Raw genomic sequence first — 21,933 nt, 5'->3', positions numbered from 1 at the left:
CAAGCAAGGCAACGGAGGCCGGTTTCAGGCCGCTCCGCGACAACCGGCCGCCTGCTGGGCGGCCAGGACATTGGACAGGAAAGCGTCGGCGCTGGCCGCCCAGGTGTAGTGCAAGGCGACCCGGCGGCAAGCCGCGCGCGAGACCTCAAGCGCATCCAGCGCCGCCTGGCGCAGGTCTTCCGACAGCACGCCCGCGTCGGTGCCGCCGATCACGTCGAGCGGCCCCATCACCGGGAACGCGGCGACCGGAATGCCGCAGGCCAATGCCTCCAGCAGCACGTTGCCGAACGTGTCGGTCAGCGACGGGAACACGAAGACGTCGGCGGAGGCGTAGTGGCGGGCGAGATCCTCGCCGACCTTGGGCCCGGTGAACAGCACGTCCGGGTAGGCCTTGCGCAAGCTGTCGAGTTGCGGTCCGGCGCCGACCACGACCTTGCTGCCCGGAAGATCCAGATCGAGAAAGGCGGTGATATTCTTTTCCACCGCCACGCGACCGACGTTCATGAACACCGGGCGGGGCAGGTCATCCGGGAGCACCGAGTCGTGGTAGGGCTTGAACAGCGTCTCGTCGACGCCGCGCGACCAGCGCATCAGGTGGGTGAAACCGCGTGCCCTGAGATCGTCTTCCAGCGAACGGGTCGCCACCATGCAGCCCTGGCCGGCGTTGTGGAACCGCCGCAGCCAGGCGTAGGACCACGACAGCGGGACCGGCAGCCGCGCGGACAGGTATTCCGGGAACCGTGTGTGATAGCTGGTGGTGAACACCCGGCCGGTCTTCAGCGCGGCTGCGCGCGCCATCATGCCGAGCGGCCCCTCCGTGGCGATGTGGAGATGGTCGCACGCCGCCGCCTCCACGCGCTGGAGCACCGTGGCGGCGGTGGTCAGGGACAGGCGGATTTCCGGATAGGTCGGGCACGGCAGGGTGCGGAACACCGCCGGCGTCAGGAACTCGATGCGCAGTCCGCGCGCGCGCAGTTCCTCAGCCGTCCGCTCGAGCGAGCGCACGACGCCGTTGATCTGGGGATGCCAGGCATCCGTGACGATCAGGATGGATGTCATGCCGCGACGGGGCGCTCCTGCACCGGCGCAGGCAGGCTCCCGGCAACCGTGCGGTCGCTCCATCGGATCACCTCGAAGGTCCCGTCGTGGTGTTCGGCAACGGCCGTGCAGCTTTCCACCCAGTCGCCGGTGTTGATGTAGTGGATGTCGTAGGCGTCGTGGCTGGCCGCATGATGGATGTGGCCGCAGATCACGCCGTCGGCGCCGCGCCGCCTGGCTTCCTCGGACAGCGTCTGTTCGAACCGGCCGATGAAGTTGACCGCGTTCTTGACCTTCAGCTTCGCCCAGGCCGACAACGACCAGTAGGTCAGGCCGACACGGCGGCGCATCGCATTCACGGTGGTGTTGAGCGCGAGCGCGGTTACATAGGCCCTGTCGCCGAAGAAGGCCAGCCACTTGGCATGGCGGATCACCACGTCGAACTGGTCGCCGTGTATGACCAGATACTGACGCTCGTCGGCCGAGGTGTGGATGATGCTGTCGGCGACCTCGACGCCGCCGAAATGCGTGCCGAGGAAGTCGCGCAGGAACTCGTCGTGATTGCCGGGGATGTAGACGACGCGGGCGCCCTTGCGCGCCTTGCGCAGGATCTTCTGGATGACATCGTTGTGCGACTGCGGCCAGTACCAGGCCCGCTTCAGCCGCCAGCCATCGACGATGTCGCCGACCAGATAGATCATCTCGGCATCGTTGTGCTTGAGAAAATCCAGAAGAAGATCTGCCTGACAGCCTCGGGTACCGAGGTGAATGTCGGAAAGGAACAGGGCCCGGTAGTGCCGCGCTTCGTCACGCGCCGTCATCATCTGCACTCCCACATCAGAATTGTGCGGGTTAGACGCGATTCAGGTTGCAGGAATATGACACTGCGCAGCGAACACCTGATTTCCGCAGCGTCCGCCGCCGCGGCCTGACCGAAGCGGACCGGGCCGGCCTTGCCCCCTCGCCGCCAGCGCGCCATTGTGCGCCCGCTTCCCCTCGACTGGAAAGGACCATTGCAATGGATTTGGGTATTTCCGGGCGCAAGGCCATCGTCTGCGCCTCCAGCCGCGGCCTCGGGCGCGGCTGCGCCTTGTCGCTCGCGGCGGCCGGATGCGACCTCGTCCTCAACGGGCGCGATCCGAACACCCTGGAACGGACCGCCGCGGAGATCCGCGCCGCCTACGGCGTGCGCGTCGACGCGGTGGCCGCCGACATCTCGACCCCCGACGGCCGAGCTGCCCTCATCGCTGCCTGCCCGGCTCCCGACATCCTGGTCAACAACAACGGCGGTCCGCCGCGCAAGGACTTCCGCGAGCTCGATCGGCAGGCGATGCTCGACGGTGTCGTCCAGAACATGGTGACGCCGATCGAACTGATCCAGGCGGTGGTCGACGGCATGACGGAGCGGGGCTTCGGCCGCATCGTCAACATCACCTCGATGTCGGTAAAGATGCCGATCGAGGGGCTCGACCTGTCCAGTGGCGCGCGCGCCGGCCTGACCGCCTTCCTCGCAGGGGTCTGCCGCACCATCGCCCACCGCAACGTGACCATCAACAACCTGCTGCCCGGTAAGATGGATACCGACCGGCTGCGCGGCGGCTTCGAGCGCACCGCCTCGCTGTCCGGATGCAGCGTCGATGCGGTACGTCAGGCGCAGGCGGACGAGATCCCGGCGCGCCGCTTCGGCACCGCGGAGGAATTCGGCGAGGTCTGTGCCTTCCTGTGCTCGCAGCAGGCCGGCTACATCACCGGCCAGAACATCCTCATCGACGGCGGCCTGTTCCCGGGCGCGTTCTGAACGCCGCGACGACCGAACGGCAAAGGCCGGCGCCCGCGCCGGCCTCCTGACTGCCGACAAACCTCCAAAGGCGTCATCCCGCACGCAGCGAAGCGCAGATGCGGGATCGGTGAGCCGGGGCCCTCTCGATCTCCTTCATCGAGACCATCGACACTGCGGCTCTCCGGTTCCGGCTGCAGCTCACGCTTGGCCGGAATGACACTGGAGAGGCCGCAAGTTTGTCAACAAGCTGAAGGCCGGCGCACGCGCCGGCCTCTTTCGAACCGCGGTCCGGCGGCAGCGCCCGGCGCGTCCGCAACCCCGCTCATTCCGCCGATCTGTGGGATCCGCCCCAGCGATAGCGCAGCGACGCGGTGAAGATATCGACCTGGCTCGACACGTTCGACACATAGGTGCCGATCGAGGCGTTGTAGTCCTGGTGACCCGGGACGATCCGCACTTTCGTGCTCTTGGGGATGATGTGGGTGTAGCCGAGGTCGAAGGACAGGTTATCCCTGACCGTGTAGCTGAGGCCTGCGGACAGCCACAGGCGATCGTTGTCCGGCAGGCGCGTGGAGCGGATGTCGAGGTCGATCGGCGACAGCTCGTAGGCAACGCCGGCGCGCAGCGTCAGCTTGTCGTTCCAGTCGTATTCGCCGCCGAGGGCGAAGAACCAGCCGTCATCGTAGTTGAATTTCAGGTCCGGCGTGCCGAGGACGGACACCGGCAGCGCAGTCGCCCCGGTCGGACGGGTATGGATCGTGCCGAGCCGGCTCCAGTTCGTCCATTCCACGGTGCCCGCGACGCGGAACGCCTCGCTCACGCGCTGGGAGATCGACAGCGTCACCATTTCCGGCGTCATCAGCTTTGCCTTGATGTCGGTCGAGGTCGCGCCGAAGGCGATCGGGCCGGGCAGGAAGCCCGACGGCAGGATGTACTGCCCATTGAGCTCATGTGACACCGCCGAGCGGAAGCCGAGGCCGATTTCCGTGCCTTCGATCGGCTTGAAGGTGACGCCGGCATTGAAGCCGAAGCCGATGTCGTCGCCCTTGACCTCGGCGGTGCTCGCCGTCGGCGACAGCGGATACGCCGATTTCAGGCGCACCTGGAAATACTGTACCTGCAGACCGACGCCGACCGAGATCATGTCGTTGATCTTGTAGCCGACCATCGGGTTGACGTTGATCGAGAATACTTCCGACGACCGGCCGTACCACTTCGCCGCCCAGTCGATGTCGGGCTTGGTGGCCAATCCGTAGGGCGCATTCACGGCCAGGCCGAAGAACAGGGAATCGCTGAACTTGTAGGCGGTGTAGCTCGCCGGAATGAAGGCATCCGACGCCATCTCGCCGCTCGCCGCCGTGCTCGAGGTCACCCAGGCCGGCGCCCCCCCGCCCGCGTGAACGTCCCATTCATCTTCGCCTGTGGAAGGATCAGGGAATTGTGCGCCTCGACGGTGAAGCCGTCGCCGGCTCCGGTGATGGTCGCCGGATTCCAGAACACCGACGAGATCGACGGGCCGGAAGTCGCATTTCCAGCAAACGACATCCCCTGGTAGTAGCTGCTCTGCTCGCGAAGCGCAAAGCCGCCTGCCGCTGCGTCATCATACGAAACAGAAAATATGATTGCCACACCGCAAAGCATTGCGGCGCCGTTTAAGCGCATCATTTTGAATTTTCCTCCCAGTCGTTCTTCAGATAAGCGGAAGTCGACTTCGTCAAAGACCGTCATCGAATTGGTCAGAAAGTTCAATTACCAAGATGCGCAACCAAAATTTTCTTGTGCACTGCAATATCCGCTCAGAGATCAGGAGATTTCCTAACGGCACCCCATCTTCGGAGTGCAGTCATTCGGACCGATGCAGGCAAAACGGGTCCGCTTTCGACACGGATTGCCTCATTTGCCTAAAATATAGGCAAAATGCGCGGAGCGATTTTAAGCTGAATTTTCAGATTGCCGTTGCTGATTTGCAACATCACTCCATAGTCCGCAGAAGCGAACCGACCCGGCCGCGACCGGCTTGCGCGCCTGCCGCCTACCACTCATGATCCGGCCCATTCGCTCAAGACCGATTGCCGGCCGCAACGGCCGGGGGAGGACCTCATGAAACTTTGCCGCTACGGCCCTGCCGGCTCCGAAAAGCCCGGACTCATCGACACGGACGGCCAGCTCCGGGATCTTTCCGCCCATGTCGCCGACCTCGACGCGGCGGCCTATGATATCGCCAATCTCGCCCGCCTCGCCGCGCTCGATCCGAAGTCGCTGCCGTCGGTCGAGGGCACGCCGCGCCTCGGCGCGCCGATCTCGCGGCCGGGCCATTTCATCGCCATCGGCCTGAATTACGCCGACCACGCGGCGGAAGCCGGCCTGCCGATCCCGGCCGAACCGGTGGTGTTCTCCAAGGCGCCGAGTTGCCTCAACGGCCCGAACGACGACGTGATCATCCCCAACGGCTCGACCAAGCTCGACTGGGAGGTGGAACTCGCGTTCGTCATCGGCAGGCGCGCCTGGCAGGTCGACGAGGCCGCCGCCCTGTCGCATGTCGCCGGCTACACCGTCTGCAACGACATTTCCGAGCGCGCCTGGCAGATCGAGGGCACGGGCCAGTGGATCAAGGGCAAGAGCGCGCCGACCTTCGGGCCCCTCGGTCCCTGGATCGTGACCGCCGACGAGATCGCGGACCCGCAGGCGCTCGACCTCTTCCTCGATCTCAACGGCCAGCGCATGCAGACCGGCAGCACGTCGACGATGATCTTCTCCGTCGCGACGATCGTCAGCTACCTGTCCAGGCTGATGGTGCTCGAGGTCGGCGACCTGATCACCACCGGAACGCCGCCCGGCGTCGGCATGGGCAGGAAGCCGCAGCTGTTCCTCAAGCCCGGCGACGTCATGCGGCTCGGCATTCCCGGCCTCGGCGAACAGGTCCAGACCGTAGCCGCCGGATAGCCCTCGTCGGAACGCCGCGTCGGCGCTCCGGCACGGCCGCCCGTCAGCCGCCGTCGCGCGCGATCAGGTAGCGGCGCACCGACACGTCGCTCCACGGCGCCAGGCGCTGGAGCGCGGCCCGGAAGCTGTCGTAGACCTTGCGGCTGAGCGGATCCTTGTCGGCGAACTCCGCCAGCACCTCCGCCGACGTCGTGCGCATGGCGTCGAGCACTGCGGACGGATAGAAACGGATCTCGACGCCGTCTTCCGTCCGCAGCGCCTTCAGGCTGACGGCGTTCATCCATTCGCTTTCCGCCAGCGCCCGGGCGTTCTCCGCCTGGCACGCCTCCAGCACGATCGCGCGGAGATCCTCCGGCAGGCCCTCCAGCGCGGTCTTGTTGAGCAGCGCCTCGCCGGTGCCGTTCGGCTCGTGGAAGCCGGGCGCGTAGTAGAGCTTGGTAACCTTGTGGAAGCCCATTGCCCGATCGCTCCACGGTCCGAGGAACTCCGTCGCGTCGATCAGGCCGGACTGCAGCGCCGGGAAGATCTCGCCCGGTGCCAGGCTGACCGGGGTCGCGCCGAGCCGGCGCAGCACCTCGCCGCCGAGCCCCGGCATGCGGATCTTCAGCCCCCGCAGGTCGTCGAGCGTCTCGACCGGGCGGGCGAACCAGCCGCCCATCTGAACGCCGGTGTTGCCGGCCATCACCGGCTTGATGCCGAACGGCGCATAGAGTTCGTCCCACAACGCCTGGCCGCTGCCCTGCTCGATCCAGGTGATGTGCTCCTGCGGCAGCAGGCCGAAGGGGATGGCGGTGAAGAACACCGCCGCCGGCATCTTGCCCTGCCAGAAGAACGAGGCCGAATGGCCGATCTGAGCGGTGCCGGAGGAAACCGCGTCGAACACGCCGAGGGCCGGCACCAGTTCGCCGGCGGCATAGAGGCGTACGCGCATCCGCCCGCCGGACAAGAGCCCGATGCGGTCGCAGATCCGCTGGGCGGTGACGCCGGGACCCGGCAGATCCTTCTGCCAGGAGGTGACCATCTTCCATTCGATCGTCGCCGCCGCCTGCACAACGGTCGGCGCGGCGAGGCCGCTGCCGAGCGCTGCGCCCGCCAGACACAGGGCCCCGCGCCGGCTGAGCCCGGTCGCCGTCGCCCGTTCGCCGGAAGTCGTGTCGTGCTCAGTCATCCGCCTTCTCCCAGATTGCGTGGAAATGATGCACCGGCCCGTGTCCGGCTCCGATCGACAGCCGGTCGGCAGCGCGGATCGCCGCCGTCACATAAGCCTTCGCCGCGCCGACGGCCTCCGTGAGGGCAAGTCCCCTGGCCAGGCCCGCCGCGATGGCCGAGGACAGCGTGCAGCCGGTGCCGTGGGTGTTGCGCGTCTCGTGCCGCGGCGCGCTGAACCAGGTCTCGCCGCCGTGGGTCGCCAGTAGGTCGACGCTCTCGCGGCCCGAGCCGTGGCCGCCCTTGAGCAGGACCGCGCGGGCGCCGAGTTGCAGCAGCGCGTTCGCCTGGCCCCGCATCGCGTCGCGGCTGTCGGCGATGTCGGTCTTCAGCATGCGCGCAGCCTCGGGCAGGTTGGGCGTGATCACCAGCGCCCGGGGTACCAGGTCGTCGATCAGCACGGCGACCGCCTCGGGCACCAGCAGCGGATCGCCGGATGCCGCCACCATGACCGGATCGAGAACGATGGTCTGCACCGCATGGGCGTCGAGGCCGTCGGCAACCGCGCGTATCACCTCCGGACGCGACAACATGCCGATCTTGACCGTATTGACCTTGATGTCGCCCAGCACCGCGTCCATCTGGGCGCGAACGAACTCCGGCGGCACGTCATGAATGGCGCTGACACCGAGCGTGTTCTGCGCCGTCAGCGCGGTGATCACGCTGGCGCCGTAGACGCCCAGCGCGGAGAACGTCTTCAGGTCCGCCTGGACGCCGGCGCCGCCGCCCGAATCCGAACCGGCGATGGTCAGGGCGATAGCAGTCATGGTCCTTCCTTCCTGGTCTTGCGCATCCGTCTCAGCCCGCCCTCAGCCGTGCGGCGATGATCTCGGCATCGAGCGCATGGAGCGCGTCGAGGAACGCCGGCACGAAGCTCCCTGGTCCCCGGGCCTGCGCACCGGCGATCTCTCCGGCGATGCCGAAGACGGCAAGACCCGCCGCCGCCGCCAGCAGCGGATCGGGCTCGACCGCGAGAAACGCGGCCAGTACGGCGCCGCCCGCACAGCCGGTCGCCGTCACCTTGCCCATCAGCGGGTGGCCGTTGTCGAGCCTCAGGGAGCGCCTCCCGTCTGAGACCTCGTCAACCGCCCCGGTCAGCGCGATCCTCGCCGCCAGCACTCGTCCCGCCGCACGCGCCTCCCTGCCTCCTGTCAGTGCCGCCAGTTCGGCCGCGTTGACCCGCAGCAGCGTCGGCGACCGGGCGAGAAGGTCGCGCGCCAGATCGCAACGCACGGGCGAGCGGTCGACGAACACCGGGTCCAGCACCCAGGGCTTGCCTGCCGCTGCGGCGACATCCAGCGCCAGCGGGATCGCCCGGCGACGCGTGTCGTCCAGGGTGCCGAGATTGACCAGCAGTGCGTCGGCGCCTGCCGTGAAGGCCGGCACCTCCTCGGGCGCAATGGTCATCGACGGGATTGCGCCGAGCGCCAGCAGCACGTTGGCGGTGAAGCTCTGGGCAACCGCATTGGTCAGGCAATGCACGCGCGGCACGCGTGCCCGCAGCCGGTCGAGCGCAGTCGCGGCGAAGGCCGCGTCAAAGCCCGGGGCGCCGTTCATCGGCTCCTCCCCCTGCGTTCGGTCAATCGGGAAACTGCCGCCGTGCGGCGCGTCCGGACGCTTGCGACGCCCATGCGACTGTCGATCATCCCAAATCCCTCCGCCGGCATGACCCGGATCAGGTTCAAGGAGTTGGCGGATCCGCCTCTCAGCCCGCGCATCGGCGCCGGGCACCCCCATGAGACGGCTCAAGAGCTAGCAAGCCGGCCGGGCAATTGCAAGCCTTGCCGGGCCGTCCGCGCCGCCGGCGTCATTGACTGCGCGCCCGGGATGCGCGATGTCCAAGGAAAGGCATGACCAGTCGGAGCGCGCCATGAAGCCGTTTTTCATCATGATCAAGTGCAACCTCGGCGAAACCTACAAGGTGGCCAATGCCATCGCCGATGCGGAGATCGCCTCGGAAATCTATTCGACCAGCGGCGACTACGACCTGCTGGTCAAGGTCTACATCGAGGACGAGTCCGACATCGGTCACTTCGTCAACGAGAAGCTGCACACCCTCGGCGGCATCCGCGACACCCGCACGATCATCACCTTCAAGGCCTTCTGATCGTCAAAGGACAGCCCATGGCCCGATCCCTGCTTCGATCCGCGCTGCTGGCGAGCGCCCTTCTCGCTGGTCCGGCCTGCGCCCAGGGCATGCCGCCCGAGCAGATCAAGCAAATCGTCGAAATGACCAGAGCCAACTGGGTCAGCTTCCGTGACTGGGACGGCCGGCTGCTGATCTATTTCACCCACCTCGAGGCCTGGAAATGCGGCATCGACGTCGTCTTCTACGGCTTCGACGACGGCCCGCTCGATCGCATGTGGGAGCTCGAGGCCTGCGATCCCGCCGCCCCCAATGCCGTGACCAGGGATATGCCCTATCTCTCCCTGCCGGCTGGCAGCGTGCGCAGCATCATGGTGCAGCTCATCTACAAGGACGGCACGAAGAGTTCCCCGGAAACCTTCGTCTACAATCCTGCCACGGCCCGCTGAGGCGACCCTCTCACACCTTCGACGGCGTCGAGGCTCGCCGGTCCCTGGTACGGTCGAACCCGAGCCGACGCTCACGGAAGATGACGAAGATACCGGCCGCGATCACGATTGCGGCGCCGATGATCACCTCGGCCACCGGAACCTCCGAGAACAGCAGCCAGCCGAGCAGGACGGCCCAGATCATGTTGGCATAGTCGAACGGTGCGATGGTCGAGGCGTCGGCGTAGCGGTAGCTCTGCGTCATGATGATCTGGCCGAGGCCGCCGGCCAGGCCGACGAACACCAACAGGCCTGCGGTCTCCCAGTCCGGCACCACCCACGCCCAGGTCGGGTCGATCCACCCGAACGGGATCGTCAGCAGCGCCAGCAGCGACGCCGTGCCGGAAAACCAGGTGACGATCGTCGCCGTCCGCTCGGTTTCGCACAGCTTGCGCACGAAGATCATCGCCAGGGCGGAGAAGAAGGCCGCCGCGGCCGCGCAAAGCGCCCCGAACCAGGTCGATCCGGAAATCGCGGTCGCGCCGATGTGTGGCGACAGGATGATCAGGATGCCGAGGAAGCCGACGCCGACCGCGCTCCAGCGGAACACGCGGACCCGCTCGCCCAGGAACAGGAAGGCCAGCACGACGACGAACAGCGGCGAGGCGAAGCCGATCGCCGTCGCGTCCGGCAGCGGCAGGAACTTGTAGGACGTGAAGGACGCCAGCATGGCCGTCATGCCGACCACGGCCCGGCCGACATGCCCCCACGGCTGACGGGTCCGGAACGCCACGATGAACTCGCCGCGCAGAATCACCATGATCAACACCGGGAAGATGCCGAAGAAATTGCGCGCGAACACCACCTCGCCGATCGGCACCCGCTCGGCGGCGATCTTCAGCGCCACGATCATGACGCTGAACACCAGCGTCGACAGCAGCTTGAGGCCGATGCCGAGCATCGGCCGCGGCAGCGTCAGGTCCGCCCCGGCGGCATGTTCGGATCCACCGGCGGTGGCCTTGCTGTCAGCGCCTGAAAGCGCCATGGATGCGTCCTTGCGGGGCCGACGCTGGGTGGTTGACGCTCCAGAGCGGGGCATCGGACCCCAGGGTCCGCTCTGGTCGGCGGCGCGTCCGCCGGCATCCGGCGCTGCTTCGGCGAGGAGCAGGAGCCGGTCCGCAACGGCACGGCGTGAGTCGTCCGGGACAAGCAGGACCGTCGCGCTCGACTGCCATCAGATATCTCAATCGTTAAGACTTTGCGACCCGCGGGATGCAAGCCCGTTTTAGCGACCGCACTCATGCTCCCCGCGCAGGTCTGGCGGAGAGATTGCATCGCCCCCGCCGCCCGTTGCGCTGAAGACCGGCGCACGCACAATCGCTGCGCCGGCCTGGGTGGCGGCGCCTATACTTTCCGGCAGCGCGAATCAGACGAGGGCGGTACAGTCATGTTTCGGTCGTTCTTCAGGAGCAAGCGATGGTTCTTCTGGGCCTGGGTCGGCTCGGTGCTGATCTTGGCCGTGACCTGGTACAAGGTCCAGCTCGACGTCCAGATCAACGAATGGTTCGGCACCTTCTACGACACCGTGCAGAAGGCGCTCGGCGAGCCGGGTAGCGTCACCTTCGGCCAGTACATGGCCGAGATGATGACCTTCCTGCGCATCGCCGGCATCTACATCTTCATTGCGGTGGTGCTGGACTTCTTCATCAAGCACTTCATCTTCCGCTGGCGCACGGCGATGAACGACTATTACATGGCGCACTGGCAGGCGGTGCGCCACATCGAGGGCGCCTCCCAGCGCGTGCAGGAAGACACCATGCGCTTCGCCCGCATCATGGAAGGGCTCGGCGTGTCCTTCATGCGCTCGGTGATGACCCTGTTCGCCTTCCTGCCGCTGCTGTGGGAACTGTCTACCAAGGTCACCGAACTGCCCTGGATCGGCGCCGTCTCGCACTCGCTGGTCTATGTCGCGATCCTCTCGGCCGCATCCGGCACGGTGCTCCTCGCCCTGGTCGGCTTCAAGCTGCCGGGCCTCGAGTTCGAGAACCAGAAAGTCGAGGCGGCCTACCGAAAGGAACTGGTCTACGGCGAGGACCACGGCGACCGGGCCAGCCCGCCGGCCGTGACGGAGCTGTTCGGCCATGTCCGGCGGAACTATTTCCGCCTGTTCTTCCACTACCTCTATTTCGATGTCGCCAAATGGTCCTACCTGCAGGCGACCGTGCTGGTACCCTATATCGCGCTCGGACCGACCATCGTCAGTGGCGCGGTCACCCTCGGTGTCATGCAGCAGATCGTGCGCGCCTTCAGCCGGGTGGAGAACTCGTTCCAGTATCTCGTCAATGCCTGGACGACGATCGTCGAGCTGATGTCCGTCTACAAGCGTCTGCGCGCCTTCGAGGCCAACATCTGGGATTATGAGAGAAACGGCGGCAAGCCGGTGCCCATGCCGGCGGAGTAGGATGCGGCCCAGAACTCGAAACTGATGTAAAAACGCCGCGCGAAGTGCGCGGCGTTTTCCGTTGGGTGGCCATTGGATAGCCAGAGGCGCTCAGCCCCGCGCCGCCCGGATCGCCTCCCACACGCGCAAAGGCGTCGCCGGCATGTCGATGTGCCCGACCCCGGCCCCGTCGCCGAGCGCCTTCTGCAGCGCGTTCATCACCGAGGCGCAACCGCCGATCGTGCCGGCCTCGCCCGCGCCCTTGATGCCGAGCGCGTTGGTCGTCGACGGCACGTTGCGGGTCTGGAAATTGAAGTCGGGCAGGTCTTCGGCGCGGATCAGCTGGTAGTCGAGCAGCGAAGCGGTCAGCAGCTGGCCCTCCTCGTCGTAGACGGTGCGTTCGCACAGCGCCTGGCTGATCGCCTGCGCCGTGCCGCCGTGCACCTGGCCGGCGAGCAGGATCGGGTTCACGGTGACGCCGAAGTCGTCAACGATGACATAGTTCAGGATCTCGACGTCGCCGGTGTCCGGATCGACTTCCAGTTCGCAGATGTGCGTGCCGTTCGGATAGGTCGCCTCCGCCTGCTTGACCTCCTCGCGGCCGGCCAGTGTCTCGGGCGCAGCCGCGGCGATCTCCGCCAGCGTCACCTGCCGGTCGGTGCCGACCACGCGCACGCTGCCATCGACCAGTTCCAGGTCCTCCGGCCCCGCCTCGAGCCGGTCCGCGGCCAGTTCCTTGATCTTTCTGACCAGACTCTTGGACGCTTCATTGACCGACGGCAGGCCGAGCGGGATCGAGCGCGAGCCGCCCGTGCCGCCGCCCTTGCGCACCCGGTCGGTGTCGCCCTGGATCACTTCGATACGATCGAGATCGAGCCCTAGGTGCTCGGCGATGACCTGGCCGTAGGCCGTGGCGTGGCCCTGCCCGTTGGTCTGGGTGCCGATCAGCAGCGTCACAGTGCCGTCGCCGTTCAGTTCGACGGTCGCCTCCTCGCCGCCCGGAAAGGCGCAGGCCTCGATGTAGCAGCACATGCCGATGCCGCGGTACCGACCCACCGCCGCACTCTGCTTCTGCCGCTCGGCGAAGCCGGCCCAGTCGGCGACCTCCATGGCCTTGTCCATGTGCCCGGCGAAGTCACCGGTGTCGTACATGCGGCCCGTGGCGGTGGTGTAGGGCAGCCTGTCGGAGGCCACGAAGTTGCGCCGGCGGATCTCGGCGGAGCCGAGGCCGGTCTCCAGGCCCGCCTTCTCGATCAGCCGTTCGATCAGATAGGCCGCTTCCGGCCGGCCGGCGCCGCGATAGGCATCAGTCGGCACCGTGTTGGCATAGACGCCCGTCGCCGTGACGGCGAGCGCCGACACGTCGTAGAGCCCGGTCGACATGGACGTGCCGACGAACGGAATGAAGGGCGCGTACTGATGCAGATAGGCCCCCATGGCCGCCAGCACGTCGATCTTCAGGCCGAGGATCCGGCCATCGCTGTCGAGCGCCAGTTCCGCCGTCGTGACGTTGTCGCGGCCGTGAGCGTCGGTGACGAAATGCTCCATGCGCTCGCCGGTCCACTTCACCGGCTTGCCCAGCCGCTGCGCGGCGACGAGGCACAGCGGATACTCGCGATAGACGAAGATCTTGGTGCCGAACCCGCCTCCGACGTCAGGCGTGATGACCCGCAGCCGCGCCGGATCGATGTCGAGAATGTCCTTGGCAATCACGTCGCGCGCGCCGTGACCGCCCTGGGTGCCTGCGGTCAGCGTATAGCGGCCGCTGTCCTCGTCGTACTCTCCGACGCAGGCCCGCACCTCCATGTAGTTGGAGACGAGGCGGTTGTTGACGACTCGGATCGACGTCACATGCGCCGCCTTGGCGAAGGCTGCCTCGGTCTTCGCTGCATCTCCGTGGCCGAGCACGAAGGCCTTGTTGGTGCCGAATTCCGGCCAGATCAGGGTTGCGCCGGGCTCCAGCGCTTTCTCGATGTCAACGACGACCGGAAGCGGCTCGTAGTCCACCTCGATCAGTTCGGCCGCCGACTTGGCGGTGTTGACGTCCTTGGCAACGATGAAAGCGATGGCATCGCCGACATGGCGCACGGTGTCGCCGCACAGCACTGGCCGCGGCGGCACCTTGTGCGGTGTGCCGTCGATCTGCGGCATCACCGCCTTGGTCGGCATCGGCTTGAGATCGTCGATGTCCTCGGCAGTGAGCACCAGCGCAACGCCGGGGTGGTCCCGCGCCGCCTCGACATTCGACAGCGAGATGCGCGCATGAGCCATCGACGAGCGCAGCACATAGGCGTGCAGGCAGCCCTCCGGCGTGTAGTCGTCGGTGTAGCGGCCATGGCCGGTCACGAGTGCCGCGTCTTCCTTACGTCGGATCGGCGCGCCGATGCCGAACTTGCTAGGAGCCATCTGGTTCATCTGGAAACGACCTTGTTTTTTGACGGGAAACCGGCCGAGGAAGGATGCTCCGGATCGAAGCAGGCCAGTCGTTGGCCCCGACAATAACGGCTCGATCCGCCCCCGGCCAGACCCCTCGTTCCTCCGGTCGCAAGTCCGAGTCCACGCACGGCCTCCGCCTCACGCCTATTCGGGCCGCGCCTCGCGCGCGTCTGAAACCAGAAAGCCGTTCAGCACCAGGTCGACATGCGCCTCCAGGAAGCGCTCCAGGGCGATCGGCGCATGCACGTCGAAGGTCAGCTTCCAGATCGCCGCGAGGAGGCCCGGACCGAGAATCACGAAGGGCAAGTCGGCCGCCGCGCCGGCGCGCACCTCGCCGCGCGCGATGCCGCGCTCGACGATCCGGGTCAGGATGGCGATACCCTTGGAGATCGTCTCGCGATAGTAGAAGCCGGTGATGTCGGGAAAGCGGTTGCCTTCGGCGATCATGATGCGGATCAGGACCTTGGCGTCGGTATCGACGATCCGGGCGTAGAAATCGGCGATCACGGCACGCAGCAGCTCGCGCGTCGGCCCGGCAAAGCCGGCGGCGAGGTCCTCGATCCGGTCAAGCGTCGGCGTGATGCGCGAGCGCACGACCGCCTCGAACAACGCCTCCTTGCTGGCGAAGTAGCGGTAGATCGTGCCCTTGGCGATACCCGCCCGCCGAGCGACGTCATCGAGCCGGGTGGCCGCATAGCCGTTCTCGGCAAATTCCCGGAACGCCGCCTCGATGATCTCGCCCGGACGGGCGTCGCGGCGCCTGCGGCGCGGCTTTTGCGTTCGATCTGTCATGGTCCCTTGCACGGTCCGGACGTCCGGAGTATTAATGACCAACGGGTCATTAACTGTCCATCCATTTCGGCCCTGGGCCGGCAGGCGGATCGCTCCATGACGTCACCTGTAGACGACCTTCCGAGGGAACCGGGCCGGACGTCCGCCTCCGGCACTGCGACCGATCTGCCGCTCGTGGTAGTCGATCGCTCGGCACCCCGTATGCGACGCAGGTCCGGCCTGGCGACCACGTTGCGCAAGATCCGTTACGTTCCCGCGCTGATGGCCCTGATGGCGACCGGAGGCCTCATCGGCATGTATTTCCAGCCGCCGGGCCTCAAGTTCCTGATGCGCACCCTCGACCTGCAGCCGGGTGGCGGCACCACCGAACCGATCGCGGTGCCCGCCGCGCCGAACCCTCCCACCCCTGCGGCGGAAGCAGCAGCGAGGTCCGCGGCCGTGCTCGGCCTCGGCCGCCTGGTGCCTGCCGGCAAGGTGATCACCCTGGCCCTGCCTTCCGCGGCCGGGGACGCCAAGATCGTCCGCCTCGACGTGGCGGAAGGCCAGCGCGTGGCGCAAGGACAGATCCTCGCCGTGTTGGACACGGAACCGCGCCTGCGCAATGCGATCGACCTCGCCGCGGCCACCGTCGCCGTGCGCGAGGCCGATCTGAACCATGCCCGCGAAACCGTCCGCGCCAGCCTTGATCAGGCGCGCGCCGCCGTTGCCCGCCAGGAAGCGGCCGCGCTCACCGCACGCCAGGAACTGGAGCGCACGAAGACGCTGCGCGCGCGCAACATCGTCTCCGAGGCCGTTCTGGAACGGGCGCAGGGCGCCGCAGACCAGGCCGAGCGCAACGTCGAGGAGGCGCGCGCGGCCCTGTCGCGATACCTCTCCGAAGCCCCGGACAGCCAGAGCGACGTGGTCGTCGCCCTGCGCAACCTCGCCTCCGCCGAGGCGCAACTCAGGGCGGCCGAGCAGGACCTTGAGGAGGCCTATGTCCGCGCGCCGATCGCCGGCACGGTCCTGGAGATCCATGCCCGCCCGGGCGAGAAACCCGGCGCGGCGGGCGTGCTCGACATCGCTGACACCGATGACATGACCGTCGAAGTCGAGATCTACCAGGCCCAGATCGCCCGGGTCGCCGTCGGCGCGCCGGTCGAAATCACCGGCGACGCCCTGCCCGCGCCGCTGTCGGGCACCGTGTCGCGGATCGGGCTGATGGTGAAGCGCCAATCGATCATCGACAAGGACCCCGCAGCCAACACCGATGCCCGCGTCTTCGAGGTCCAGGTACGTCTCGACAGGCCCTCGTCGGCGATCGCCTCGCGTTTCGTCGACCTCCAGGTCCGTGCCCGCATCGAGGCCGGACCGCGCTCGTGAGGCTGCGCCGATGAGACCGATCCCGTGACCACGCTCCTCACGCTCCTGCTCGGGCGCCTGCCGATCGGCTGGCTGCAGCTGGTCCACAGCCCGCCGCGGCTCGCCGCCGCGGTTGCCGGCGTCGCCTTCGCCAACATCCTGGTGTTGATGCAGATCGGCTTCCTGACCGCGCTTCTGCACACCATCGTCCTGCCCTACCGGATGATGTCGGCGGACATCCTGCTCTCGGCCTCCGACGCCAACACCCTGTCGGACGGCAGCAACCTGCCGCGCCAGCGCATGTTCCAGGCCCTTGCCGTTCCCGGCGTCGCCGGCGCGCGCGAATGGTATGTCGCCAAGCTCGACTGGGAAGCCGAGCCAGGCAAGAAGGTGACCCTGCACGTTTACGGCTTCGATCCGACCAGCCGCCCTCTCGTCCTGGCCGATGGCGACCGGCTTATGGAACTGCTGGAAGTTCCAGACACCGCGGTCATCGACACCAGGACCAGGACCATCGACACCGGTATCTTCGCCGGCGCCGCCCCTTCGTCGCCGTTCCAGATGGAAGCGCGCGGTCGCACCCTGTCCGTCGTCGGCACCTTCGCGCTCGGCGGCGGTTTCGACGCGGACGGTTACATGATCGTCTCCGACCAGACCTTCCTGCGCCTGTTCCCTGATCGGATCGCCGGCGCGCCGAACCACATTCTGCTCGACGTCGAGCCCGGAGCGGACGTCGCCGCCGTCGTCTCGGCCCTGCGCACCCGGCTGCCGGCCAGCGACACCCGCGTCAACGCGCTCGCCGAGGCCGCGGCGAAGGACCAGTCCTACCAGACCACCAAGCGACCGATCGGCATCGTCTTCGGCTTCGGCCTCGTCATCGGCATCCTGGTCGGCATCATCATCGTCTATCAGGTGCTGTCGACCGACGTCGCCGATCATCTGTCGGAATATGCGACGCTGAAGGCGATCGGATATCGCCAGCGTTTCTTTCTCGGCATCGTCTTCGAGGAGGCGATCCTGCTTGCCCTGCTCGGCTTCGTGCCCGGCCTGCTGATCTCCATCGGCCTCTACCACGCCGTCACCCTGAAGACCGGCCTGCCGCTTGAGATGGACGCGCCCCGCGCCGCCGCCGTCCTCCTCGGCACCATTGCCATGTGCGCCCTGTCCGGCGCCGTCGCCACCCGGCGCCTGACCGGCGCCGATCCGGCCGAACTGTTCTAGGGAGACCCGCGATGGATGCCCCGATCGCGGTCCGCGGCCTCAATCACTGGTTTGGCAGCGGCGAGGCGCGCAAGCAGGCGCTCTTCGACATCGATCTGACGATAGACCCGGGCGAACTGGTCGTGCTGCTGGGCGCGTCCGGCTCCGGCAAGACCACGCTGCTGACCCTCGTCGGCTGCCTGCGGGAGGTGCAGGACGGCAGCGTCCTGCTGTTCGGCAACGAGCTGCGCGGCGCCCCGGAAGACCTGCTGGTCGAAAGCCGCCGCCGGCTCGGCTTCATCTTCCAGGCCCACAACCTGCACGAAAGCCTGACCGCGCTGCAGAACGTGCGCATGGGCCTGGAGGTGCATGGCCGCGCTGCCATGGCGCATTGGCGTCAGGCTGCCGCCCACATGCTCGGCCTCGTCGGGCTCGGCGACCGCATGCACTACCTGCCCGCCAACCTGTCCGGCGGCCAGAAGCAGCGCGTGGCTGTCGCCCGCGCTCTGGTCGGCAATCCGCAGGTCGTCTTCGCCGACGAGCCGACCGCTGCCCTGGACAAGGACAGCGGCCTGCAGGTGGTCCGCTTGCTCAAGCGGTTGGGCGCGGAGCGCGGCACCACGACCCTGATGGTGACCCACGACAACCGCATCCTCGATCTCGCCGACCGCATCGTCACCATGGAAGATGGCCGGATCGTCCGCGACGAACGCTGCCGGGCAGGCCCTATTCCGCCTGCCGGATCTCCAGCCTGATCGCCGCGTACCAGTCGGCGACGGCGCGGATCTCCTCGTCGCTCAGCTCCGCCGCGATCGGCGACATGATCTCGTGCGTGCGCTTGCCGAGGCGAAACGCTTTCAACTGCGTGTCGATGTAGATCGCGGTCTCCCCGGCGAGGTTAGGCGCGTCCTCGGCCTGCGACAGGCCGGTGACGCCGTGGCAGGCGACGCATTGCGCCGGCGCGTCGTCCTCGCTCGCCCCCCCCGGCAACGTCGCCGAGGCCTCGTGCGAGGCATACCAGGCAGCGAGATCGGCGATGGACTGGTCGTCGAGCGCCTTGGCGACCACGCTCATCATCTCGTGCACGCGCGTGCCGTTGCGGAACGCGGTCAGCTGGTGAACGATATAGGACGCCGGCTCGCCGCCGATGTGCGGCGCGATCGGGATCCGGGCGAAGCCGTCGAGGCCGTGGCAGGTCCGGCACTGACCGGCCTTCTGGCGCCCGGCGACAGGGTCGCCGGCGGACGCTTCTGTCGCGCCGTTGGCGAGGACGGCCTGGGCGAGGAAAACCCCGCCCAGGCCCAGGACTGCGGCACGCAGCATCAGTTGCCCTCGTACCAGATGCGATACAGTGCGCCCGCCAGGTCGTCGGAGACCAGGATGGAGCCGTCGCGCAGCTGGGCGACGTCGACCGGCCGGCCGAGATACTCGCCGTTCTCGTCGATCCAGCCCTCCGCGAAGGGCTCGGACCTGGCGTTGCCCTCGTCGTCGATGAAGGTCACCATGACCCGCGCGCCGACCGGCGTGGTGCGGTTCCACGAACCGTGCTGCGCCGAGAAGATGGCGTTCTTGTACTTCGCCGGGAACATGCTGCCGGTGTAGAAGGTCATGCCGAGGTCGGCCGCGTGGGCGACCATTTCCACCGCCGGCATCACCACGTCGACCGGCACCTCCTGGCCGGCATATTCGTTGGTCCGCACGCTGCCGCCGCCGTACCAAGGCGCACCGAAATGCTGGCCCGGAGCGGTCTGGCGGTTGATCTCGCCCGGCGGGATGTCGTCGCCCATGCCGTCGACCTGGTTGTCGGTGAACCACAGCTCGCCGGTCACCGGATGGAAGTCGTGCCCGACCGAGTTGCGGATACCATAGGTATAGACCTCGCGCCCCGTGCCGTCGGTGTTGATGCGGATCATGCCGCCGATGCCCCACTGGTTGTAGAGATCGAGTTTCTCCGGCGGCGCGACGTTGAACGGCTGGCCGAGCGAGATGTAGAGCTTGCCGTCCGGTCCGAGCTTGCACACGCGGGCGGTGTGGTTGTAGCTCTCTTCAGACGGCGGGATCAGCTCGCCCTGCTTGACGACGTTGAAGGCCGCCACGTCCGGGCTCTCGTAGAAGAATTCGGCCGCCGGATAGACCAGCACCCGGTTCTGCTCGGCGATGTAGAGGAAGCCGTCCTTGGAGAAGCACGGTCCGTTCGGGATCGCGAATTTCAGCGATGGCGCGAAATCCTTCACCTCGTCTGCGACGCGGTCCTTGTTGCGGTCCGTCACCGACCAGACCTTGTCCTTGCGGGTGCCTACGAAGGTCACGATGCCCTGCGGCCCGACCGCCATGTGGCGCGCGTCCGGCACGACGGCATAGAGCGCGATCTTGAAGCCCTCCGGCATCTTGATGCGCTCGAGGTTCTTCTTGATGCCGTCGGCGTAGTCGCCGGTCTGCGGGACGTAGGTGAATTCCGTGACGCCGGTCGACTGGAAGCTCGACAGCTTCTCCAGGTTGTCCGGCACCGGAGCCTGCGCCTGGGCATGCGCCAGGACGGTTCCTGCCAGAAAGGCCGCACTGGCCAGCAGATAGTTCCTCATTCCTTCCTCCCGATACACGTTGACGTGCTTTTGGGGCGGCCTCCGAAGAGACCACCCCGGTTTCAAGCAAACGCAATGCAGCCGGCTGCTAGAGATTGCCTTTGCCCATTTCTCCCGCGATGTGATCGGCCTGCCGGATGGCGAGGGCGACGATCGTCAGCGTGGGATTCTCCGCGGCGCCGGTGGTGAACTGGCTGCCGTCCGATACGAACAGGTTCGGTATGTCGTGGCTCTGCCCCCATTTGTTGACGACGCCGTCGCGCGGCTTTTCCGACATGCGGTTGGTGCCGAGGTTGTGGGTCGAGGGATAGGGCGGCGTCGGGAAGGTTCGCGTCGCGCCGACCGCCTCGTAGATCGCCTGGCCCTGCCGGTAGGCGTGGGTCCGCATGGCGACGTCGTTGGGGTGATCGTCGAAATGCACGTTCGGCGCCGGCAGGCCGTAGGCGTCCTTGACGTCGTGGTTGAGCGTGACCCGGTTGGTCTCCTGCGGCATGTCCTCGCCGACGATCCACATCCCTGCCATGTTCTCGTAGCGGTCGAGCGCCGAGGTGAACTCGCGCCCCCAGGCGCCCGGATCAAGGAACGCCGCCATGAACGGCAGCCCGAGCGCCAGCGTCTCCAGCTCGTAGCCGCCGACGAAGCCGCGCGACGGGTCGTGCCGCGCCTCGTCCTGGATGATGCCGGCCATGGTCGTGCCGCGCCACATGCGCACCGGCTTGTCGAACACCGCATAGACCGAGCCGGTCATGTGGCGCATGTAGTTGCGCCCGACCTGGCCGGAGGAATTGGCCAGTCCGTCCGGGAACATCGACGACGCCGAGTTGAGCAGCAGGCGCGGGCTCTCGATCGAGTTGCCGGCCACGCACACCAGCCGGGCCTTCTGCCTGTGCTGGGCGCCATCCTTGTCCGCATAGACGACGCCGGTAACCTTGCCGGCGGCGTCGTGCTCGATCCTGAGCACGTGGCAGCGGTCGCGCACCTCGAGGTTTCCGGTCGCCTCGCCGCGCGGGATGTCGGTATAGGCGGCCGACCACTTGGCGCCCCACTTGCAGCCCTGGAAGCAGAAGCCGGTCTGCTGGCAGGCCATGCGCTCGTCGTAGTCGACGCTGTTGATCGCCATCCGGCCGGTATGGACCTCCTTGTAGCCGAGCGCCCTCGCGCCGGCCTCGAAAACCTTGAAGTTGTTGTTGCCGGGCAGGCCGGCGCGGTCGCCGGTTCTGGTCACGCCGAGTTTCGCCTCGGCCTTCTCGTACCAGGGCTCCATCTCGGCAAGATCGAGGGGCCAGTCGAGCAGGTTGGCGCCGGCAACCTCGCCGTATGTCGTCCTCGTCTTGAACTCATGGGCCTGGAAGCGCAGCGAGGCACCCGCCCAGTGGATCGTGGTGCCGCCGACCGCCTTGACGATCCAGGCTGGCAGGCCGGAAAAGTCCTTGGCCACCCGCCAGTCGCCCGAGGTGGTGCGCGGATCGAGCCAGGCGAGCTGGCCGAAGCTGTCCCATTCGTCGTTGATGTAGTCATCCGGCAGGTAGCGCCCGCCCGCCTCCAGCGCGACCACCTTGACGCCCTTCTGCGCCAGTTCGTTCGACAGCACCCCGCCGCCGGCGCCGGTGCCGATCACCACGACGACGCTGTCGTCGCTCAGGTCGAATTTCGCAACCATC

21 protein-coding genes and 1 riboswitch are annotated in these 21,933 nt (G+C 67.1%); of the genes, 8 read left to right on the top strand and 13 right to left on the bottom strand.

Annotated elements, in window-relative coordinates:
- Nucleotides 1-24: 24 nt before the first annotated feature.
- Both SL003B_RS07505 and SL003B_RS07500 read right to left on the bottom strand, forming a co-directional pair.
- A complete protein-coding gene (locus SL003B_RS07505) occupies nucleotides 25-1,059 on the bottom strand; it encodes a glycosyltransferase family 4 protein (RefSeq protein ID WP_013652231.1) in 1,035 nt (344 codons plus the stop codon).
- The gene (locus tag SL003B_RS07500; protein WP_013652230.1) at nucleotides 1,056-1,862 is read right to left on the bottom strand and encodes a UDP-2,3-diacylglucosamine diphosphatase; all 807 of its coding nucleotides are present in this window, start codon (nucleotides 1,860-1,862) and stop codon (nucleotides 1,056-1,058) included. Before SL003B_RS07500 ends, SL003B_RS07505 begins: the two co-directional genes overlap by 4 nt.
- A gap of 194 nt (nucleotides 1,863-2,056) precedes the next feature.
- On the opposite strand from SL003B_RS07500, the gene SL003B_RS07495 reads away from it, so the two are divergent.
- Entirely contained in the window at nucleotides 2,057-2,836 is a 780-nt protein-coding gene (locus SL003B_RS07495; RefSeq protein WP_013652229.1) for an SDR family oxidoreductase, read from the top strand.
- A 304-nt stretch (nucleotides 2,837-3,140) separates the two neighbouring features.
- Here the strand turns inward: SL003B_RS07495 and SL003B_RS07490 are convergent, their stop codons facing one another.
- Entirely contained in the window at nucleotides 3,141-4,190 is a 1,050-nt protein-coding gene (locus SL003B_RS07490) for an OmpP1/FadL family transporter (protein ID WP_013652228.1), read from the bottom strand.
- Nucleotides 4,187-4,567, bottom strand: coding sequence for an outer membrane protein transport protein (locus SL003B_RS23965; RefSeq protein ID WP_277914619.1), 381 nt, complete (start codon nucleotides 4,565-4,567; stop codon nucleotides 4,187-4,189). The genes SL003B_RS07490 and SL003B_RS23965 overlap by 4 nt, the downstream gene beginning before the upstream one ends.
- Nucleotides 4,568-4,918: 351 nt before the next feature.
- On the opposite strand from SL003B_RS23965, the gene SL003B_RS07485 reads away from it, so the two are divergent.
- On the top strand, nucleotides 4,919-5,761 hold the full coding sequence (locus SL003B_RS07485) for a fumarylacetoacetate hydrolase family protein (protein WP_013652226.1): 843 nt from the start codon (nucleotides 4,919-4,921) through the stop codon (nucleotides 5,759-5,761).
- Nucleotides 5,762-5,804: 43 nt separating this feature from the next.
- On the opposite strand, the gene SL003B_RS07480 is transcribed toward SL003B_RS07485, so the two are convergent.
- From SL003B_RS07480 to thiM, 3 genes are read right to left on the bottom strand one after another with little or no spacing between them, the layout of a single operon-like run.
- Nucleotides 5,805-6,929: a TRAP transporter substrate-binding protein gene (locus SL003B_RS07480; protein WP_013652225.1), complete on the bottom strand. Its 1,125-nt coding sequence runs from the start codon at nucleotides 6,927-6,929 to the stop codon at nucleotides 5,805-5,807.
- The gene (gene thiD / locus SL003B_RS07475; protein WP_013652224.1) at nucleotides 6,922-7,734 is read right to left on the bottom strand and encodes a bifunctional hydroxymethylpyrimidine kinase/phosphomethylpyrimidine kinase; all 813 of its coding nucleotides are present in this window, start codon (nucleotides 7,732-7,734) and stop codon (nucleotides 6,922-6,924) included. The genes SL003B_RS07480 and thiD overlap by 8 nt, the downstream gene beginning before the upstream one ends.
- A 31-nt stretch (nucleotides 7,735-7,765) precedes the next feature.
- Nucleotides 7,766-8,524 (bottom strand): hydroxyethylthiazole kinase, encoded by a 759-nt coding sequence (gene thiM, locus SL003B_RS07470; protein WP_013652223.1) that lies wholly within the window; start codon nucleotides 8,522-8,524, stop codon nucleotides 7,766-7,768.
- A 77-nt stretch (nucleotides 8,525-8,601) separates the two neighbouring features.
- Nucleotides 8,602-8,712, bottom strand: a riboswitch (TPP riboswitch).
- Nucleotides 8,713-8,837: 125 nt separating this feature from the next.
- Here thiM and SL003B_RS07465 point away from each other — a divergent pair.
- On the top strand, nucleotides 8,838-9,074 hold the full coding sequence (locus tag SL003B_RS07465) for an Lrp/AsnC ligand binding domain-containing protein (RefSeq protein WP_041375938.1): 237 nt from the start codon (nucleotides 8,838-8,840) through the stop codon (nucleotides 9,072-9,074).
- A gap of 17 nt (nucleotides 9,075-9,091) precedes the next feature.
- The gene (locus SL003B_RS07460) at nucleotides 9,092-9,502 is read left to right on the top strand and encodes a hypothetical protein (protein WP_013652221.1); all 411 of its coding nucleotides are present in this window, start codon (nucleotides 9,092-9,094) and stop codon (nucleotides 9,500-9,502) included.
- 10 nt (nucleotides 9,503-9,512) lie between these two features.
- On the opposite strand, the gene SL003B_RS07455 is transcribed toward SL003B_RS07460, so the two are convergent.
- Nucleotides 9,513-10,526 (bottom strand): DMT family transporter, encoded by a 1,014-nt coding sequence (locus SL003B_RS07455; RefSeq protein ID WP_013652220.1) that lies wholly within the window; start codon nucleotides 10,524-10,526, stop codon nucleotides 9,513-9,515.
- 402 nt (nucleotides 10,527-10,928) lie between these two features.
- On the opposite strand from SL003B_RS07455, the gene sbmA reads away from it, so the two are divergent.
- Nucleotides 10,929-11,942, top strand: coding sequence for a peptide antibiotic transporter SbmA (gene sbmA, locus SL003B_RS07450; protein WP_013652219.1), 1,014 nt, complete (start codon nucleotides 10,929-10,931; stop codon nucleotides 11,940-11,942).
- A 90-nt stretch (nucleotides 11,943-12,032) separates the two neighbouring features.
- On the opposite strand, the gene SL003B_RS07445 is transcribed toward sbmA, so the two are convergent.
- Both SL003B_RS07445 and SL003B_RS07440 read right to left on the bottom strand, forming a co-directional pair.
- Nucleotides 12,033-14,327 (bottom strand): xanthine dehydrogenase family protein molybdopterin-binding subunit, encoded by a 2,295-nt coding sequence (locus SL003B_RS07445; RefSeq protein ID WP_242390347.1) that lies wholly within the window; start codon nucleotides 14,325-14,327, stop codon nucleotides 12,033-12,035.
- A 174-nt stretch (nucleotides 14,328-14,501) separates the two neighbouring features.
- Nucleotides 14,502-15,149, bottom strand: coding sequence for a TetR/AcrR family transcriptional regulator (locus tag SL003B_RS07440; RefSeq protein WP_013652217.1), 648 nt, complete (start codon nucleotides 15,147-15,149; stop codon nucleotides 14,502-14,504).
- Nucleotides 15,150-15,350: 201 nt separating this feature from the next.
- On the opposite strand from SL003B_RS07440, the gene SL003B_RS07435 reads away from it, so the two are divergent.
- Genes SL003B_RS07435 through SL003B_RS07425 form a run of 3 tightly spaced genes read left to right on the top strand, consistent with a single transcriptional unit; the run spans nucleotide 15,351 to nucleotide 18,445 of the window.
- Nucleotides 15,351-16,511 carry an HlyD family efflux transporter periplasmic adaptor subunit gene (locus SL003B_RS07435; protein ID WP_013652216.1) on the top strand — a complete coding sequence of 387 codons (1,161 nt, stop codon included), beginning with the start codon at nucleotides 15,351-15,353 and terminating at the stop codon, nucleotides 16,509-16,511.
- Nucleotides 16,512-16,535: 24 nt separating this feature from the next.
- On the top strand, nucleotides 16,536-17,711 hold the full coding sequence (gene devC / locus SL003B_RS07430; RefSeq protein ID WP_013652215.1) for an ABC transporter permease DevC: 1,176 nt from the start codon (nucleotides 16,536-16,538) through the stop codon (nucleotides 17,709-17,711).
- Nucleotides 17,712-17,722: 11 nt separating this feature from the next.
- Entirely contained in the window at nucleotides 17,723-18,445 is a 723-nt protein-coding gene (locus SL003B_RS07425) for an ATP-binding cassette domain-containing protein (protein WP_013652214.1), read from the top strand.
- Here the strand turns inward: SL003B_RS07425 and SL003B_RS07420 are convergent.
- The 3 genes from SL003B_RS07420 to SL003B_RS07410 form a co-directional block, all read right to left on the bottom strand.
- Complete coding sequence (locus tag SL003B_RS07420) at nucleotides 18,417-19,013, bottom strand: c-type cytochrome (protein WP_013652213.1); 597 nt, start codon at nucleotides 19,011-19,013, stop codon at nucleotides 18,417-18,419. The two genes, SL003B_RS07425 and SL003B_RS07420, sit on opposite strands and share 29 nt — an antisense overlap.
- A complete protein-coding gene (locus tag SL003B_RS07415) occupies nucleotides 19,013-20,272 on the bottom strand; it encodes a PQQ-dependent sugar dehydrogenase (RefSeq protein WP_013652212.1) in 1,260 nt (419 codons plus the stop codon). The genes SL003B_RS07420 and SL003B_RS07415 overlap by 1 nt, the downstream gene beginning before the upstream one ends.
- Nucleotides 20,273-20,360: 88 nt before the next feature.
- Nucleotides 20,361-21,932 carry a GMC family oxidoreductase gene (locus tag SL003B_RS07410; RefSeq protein WP_013652211.1) on the bottom strand — a complete coding sequence of 524 codons (1,572 nt, stop codon included), beginning with the start codon at nucleotides 21,930-21,932 and terminating at the stop codon, nucleotides 20,361-20,363.
- Nucleotide 21,933: the final 1 nt, after the last annotated feature.

The organism is Polymorphum gilvum SL003B-26A1 (assembly GCF_000192745.1).
In the GTDB taxonomy this organism is placed as follows: Bacteria; Pseudomonadota; Alphaproteobacteria; order Rhizobiales; family Stappiaceae; genus Polymorphum; species Polymorphum gilvum.
This window is presented reverse-complemented; position numbering and strand designations above follow the sequence as displayed.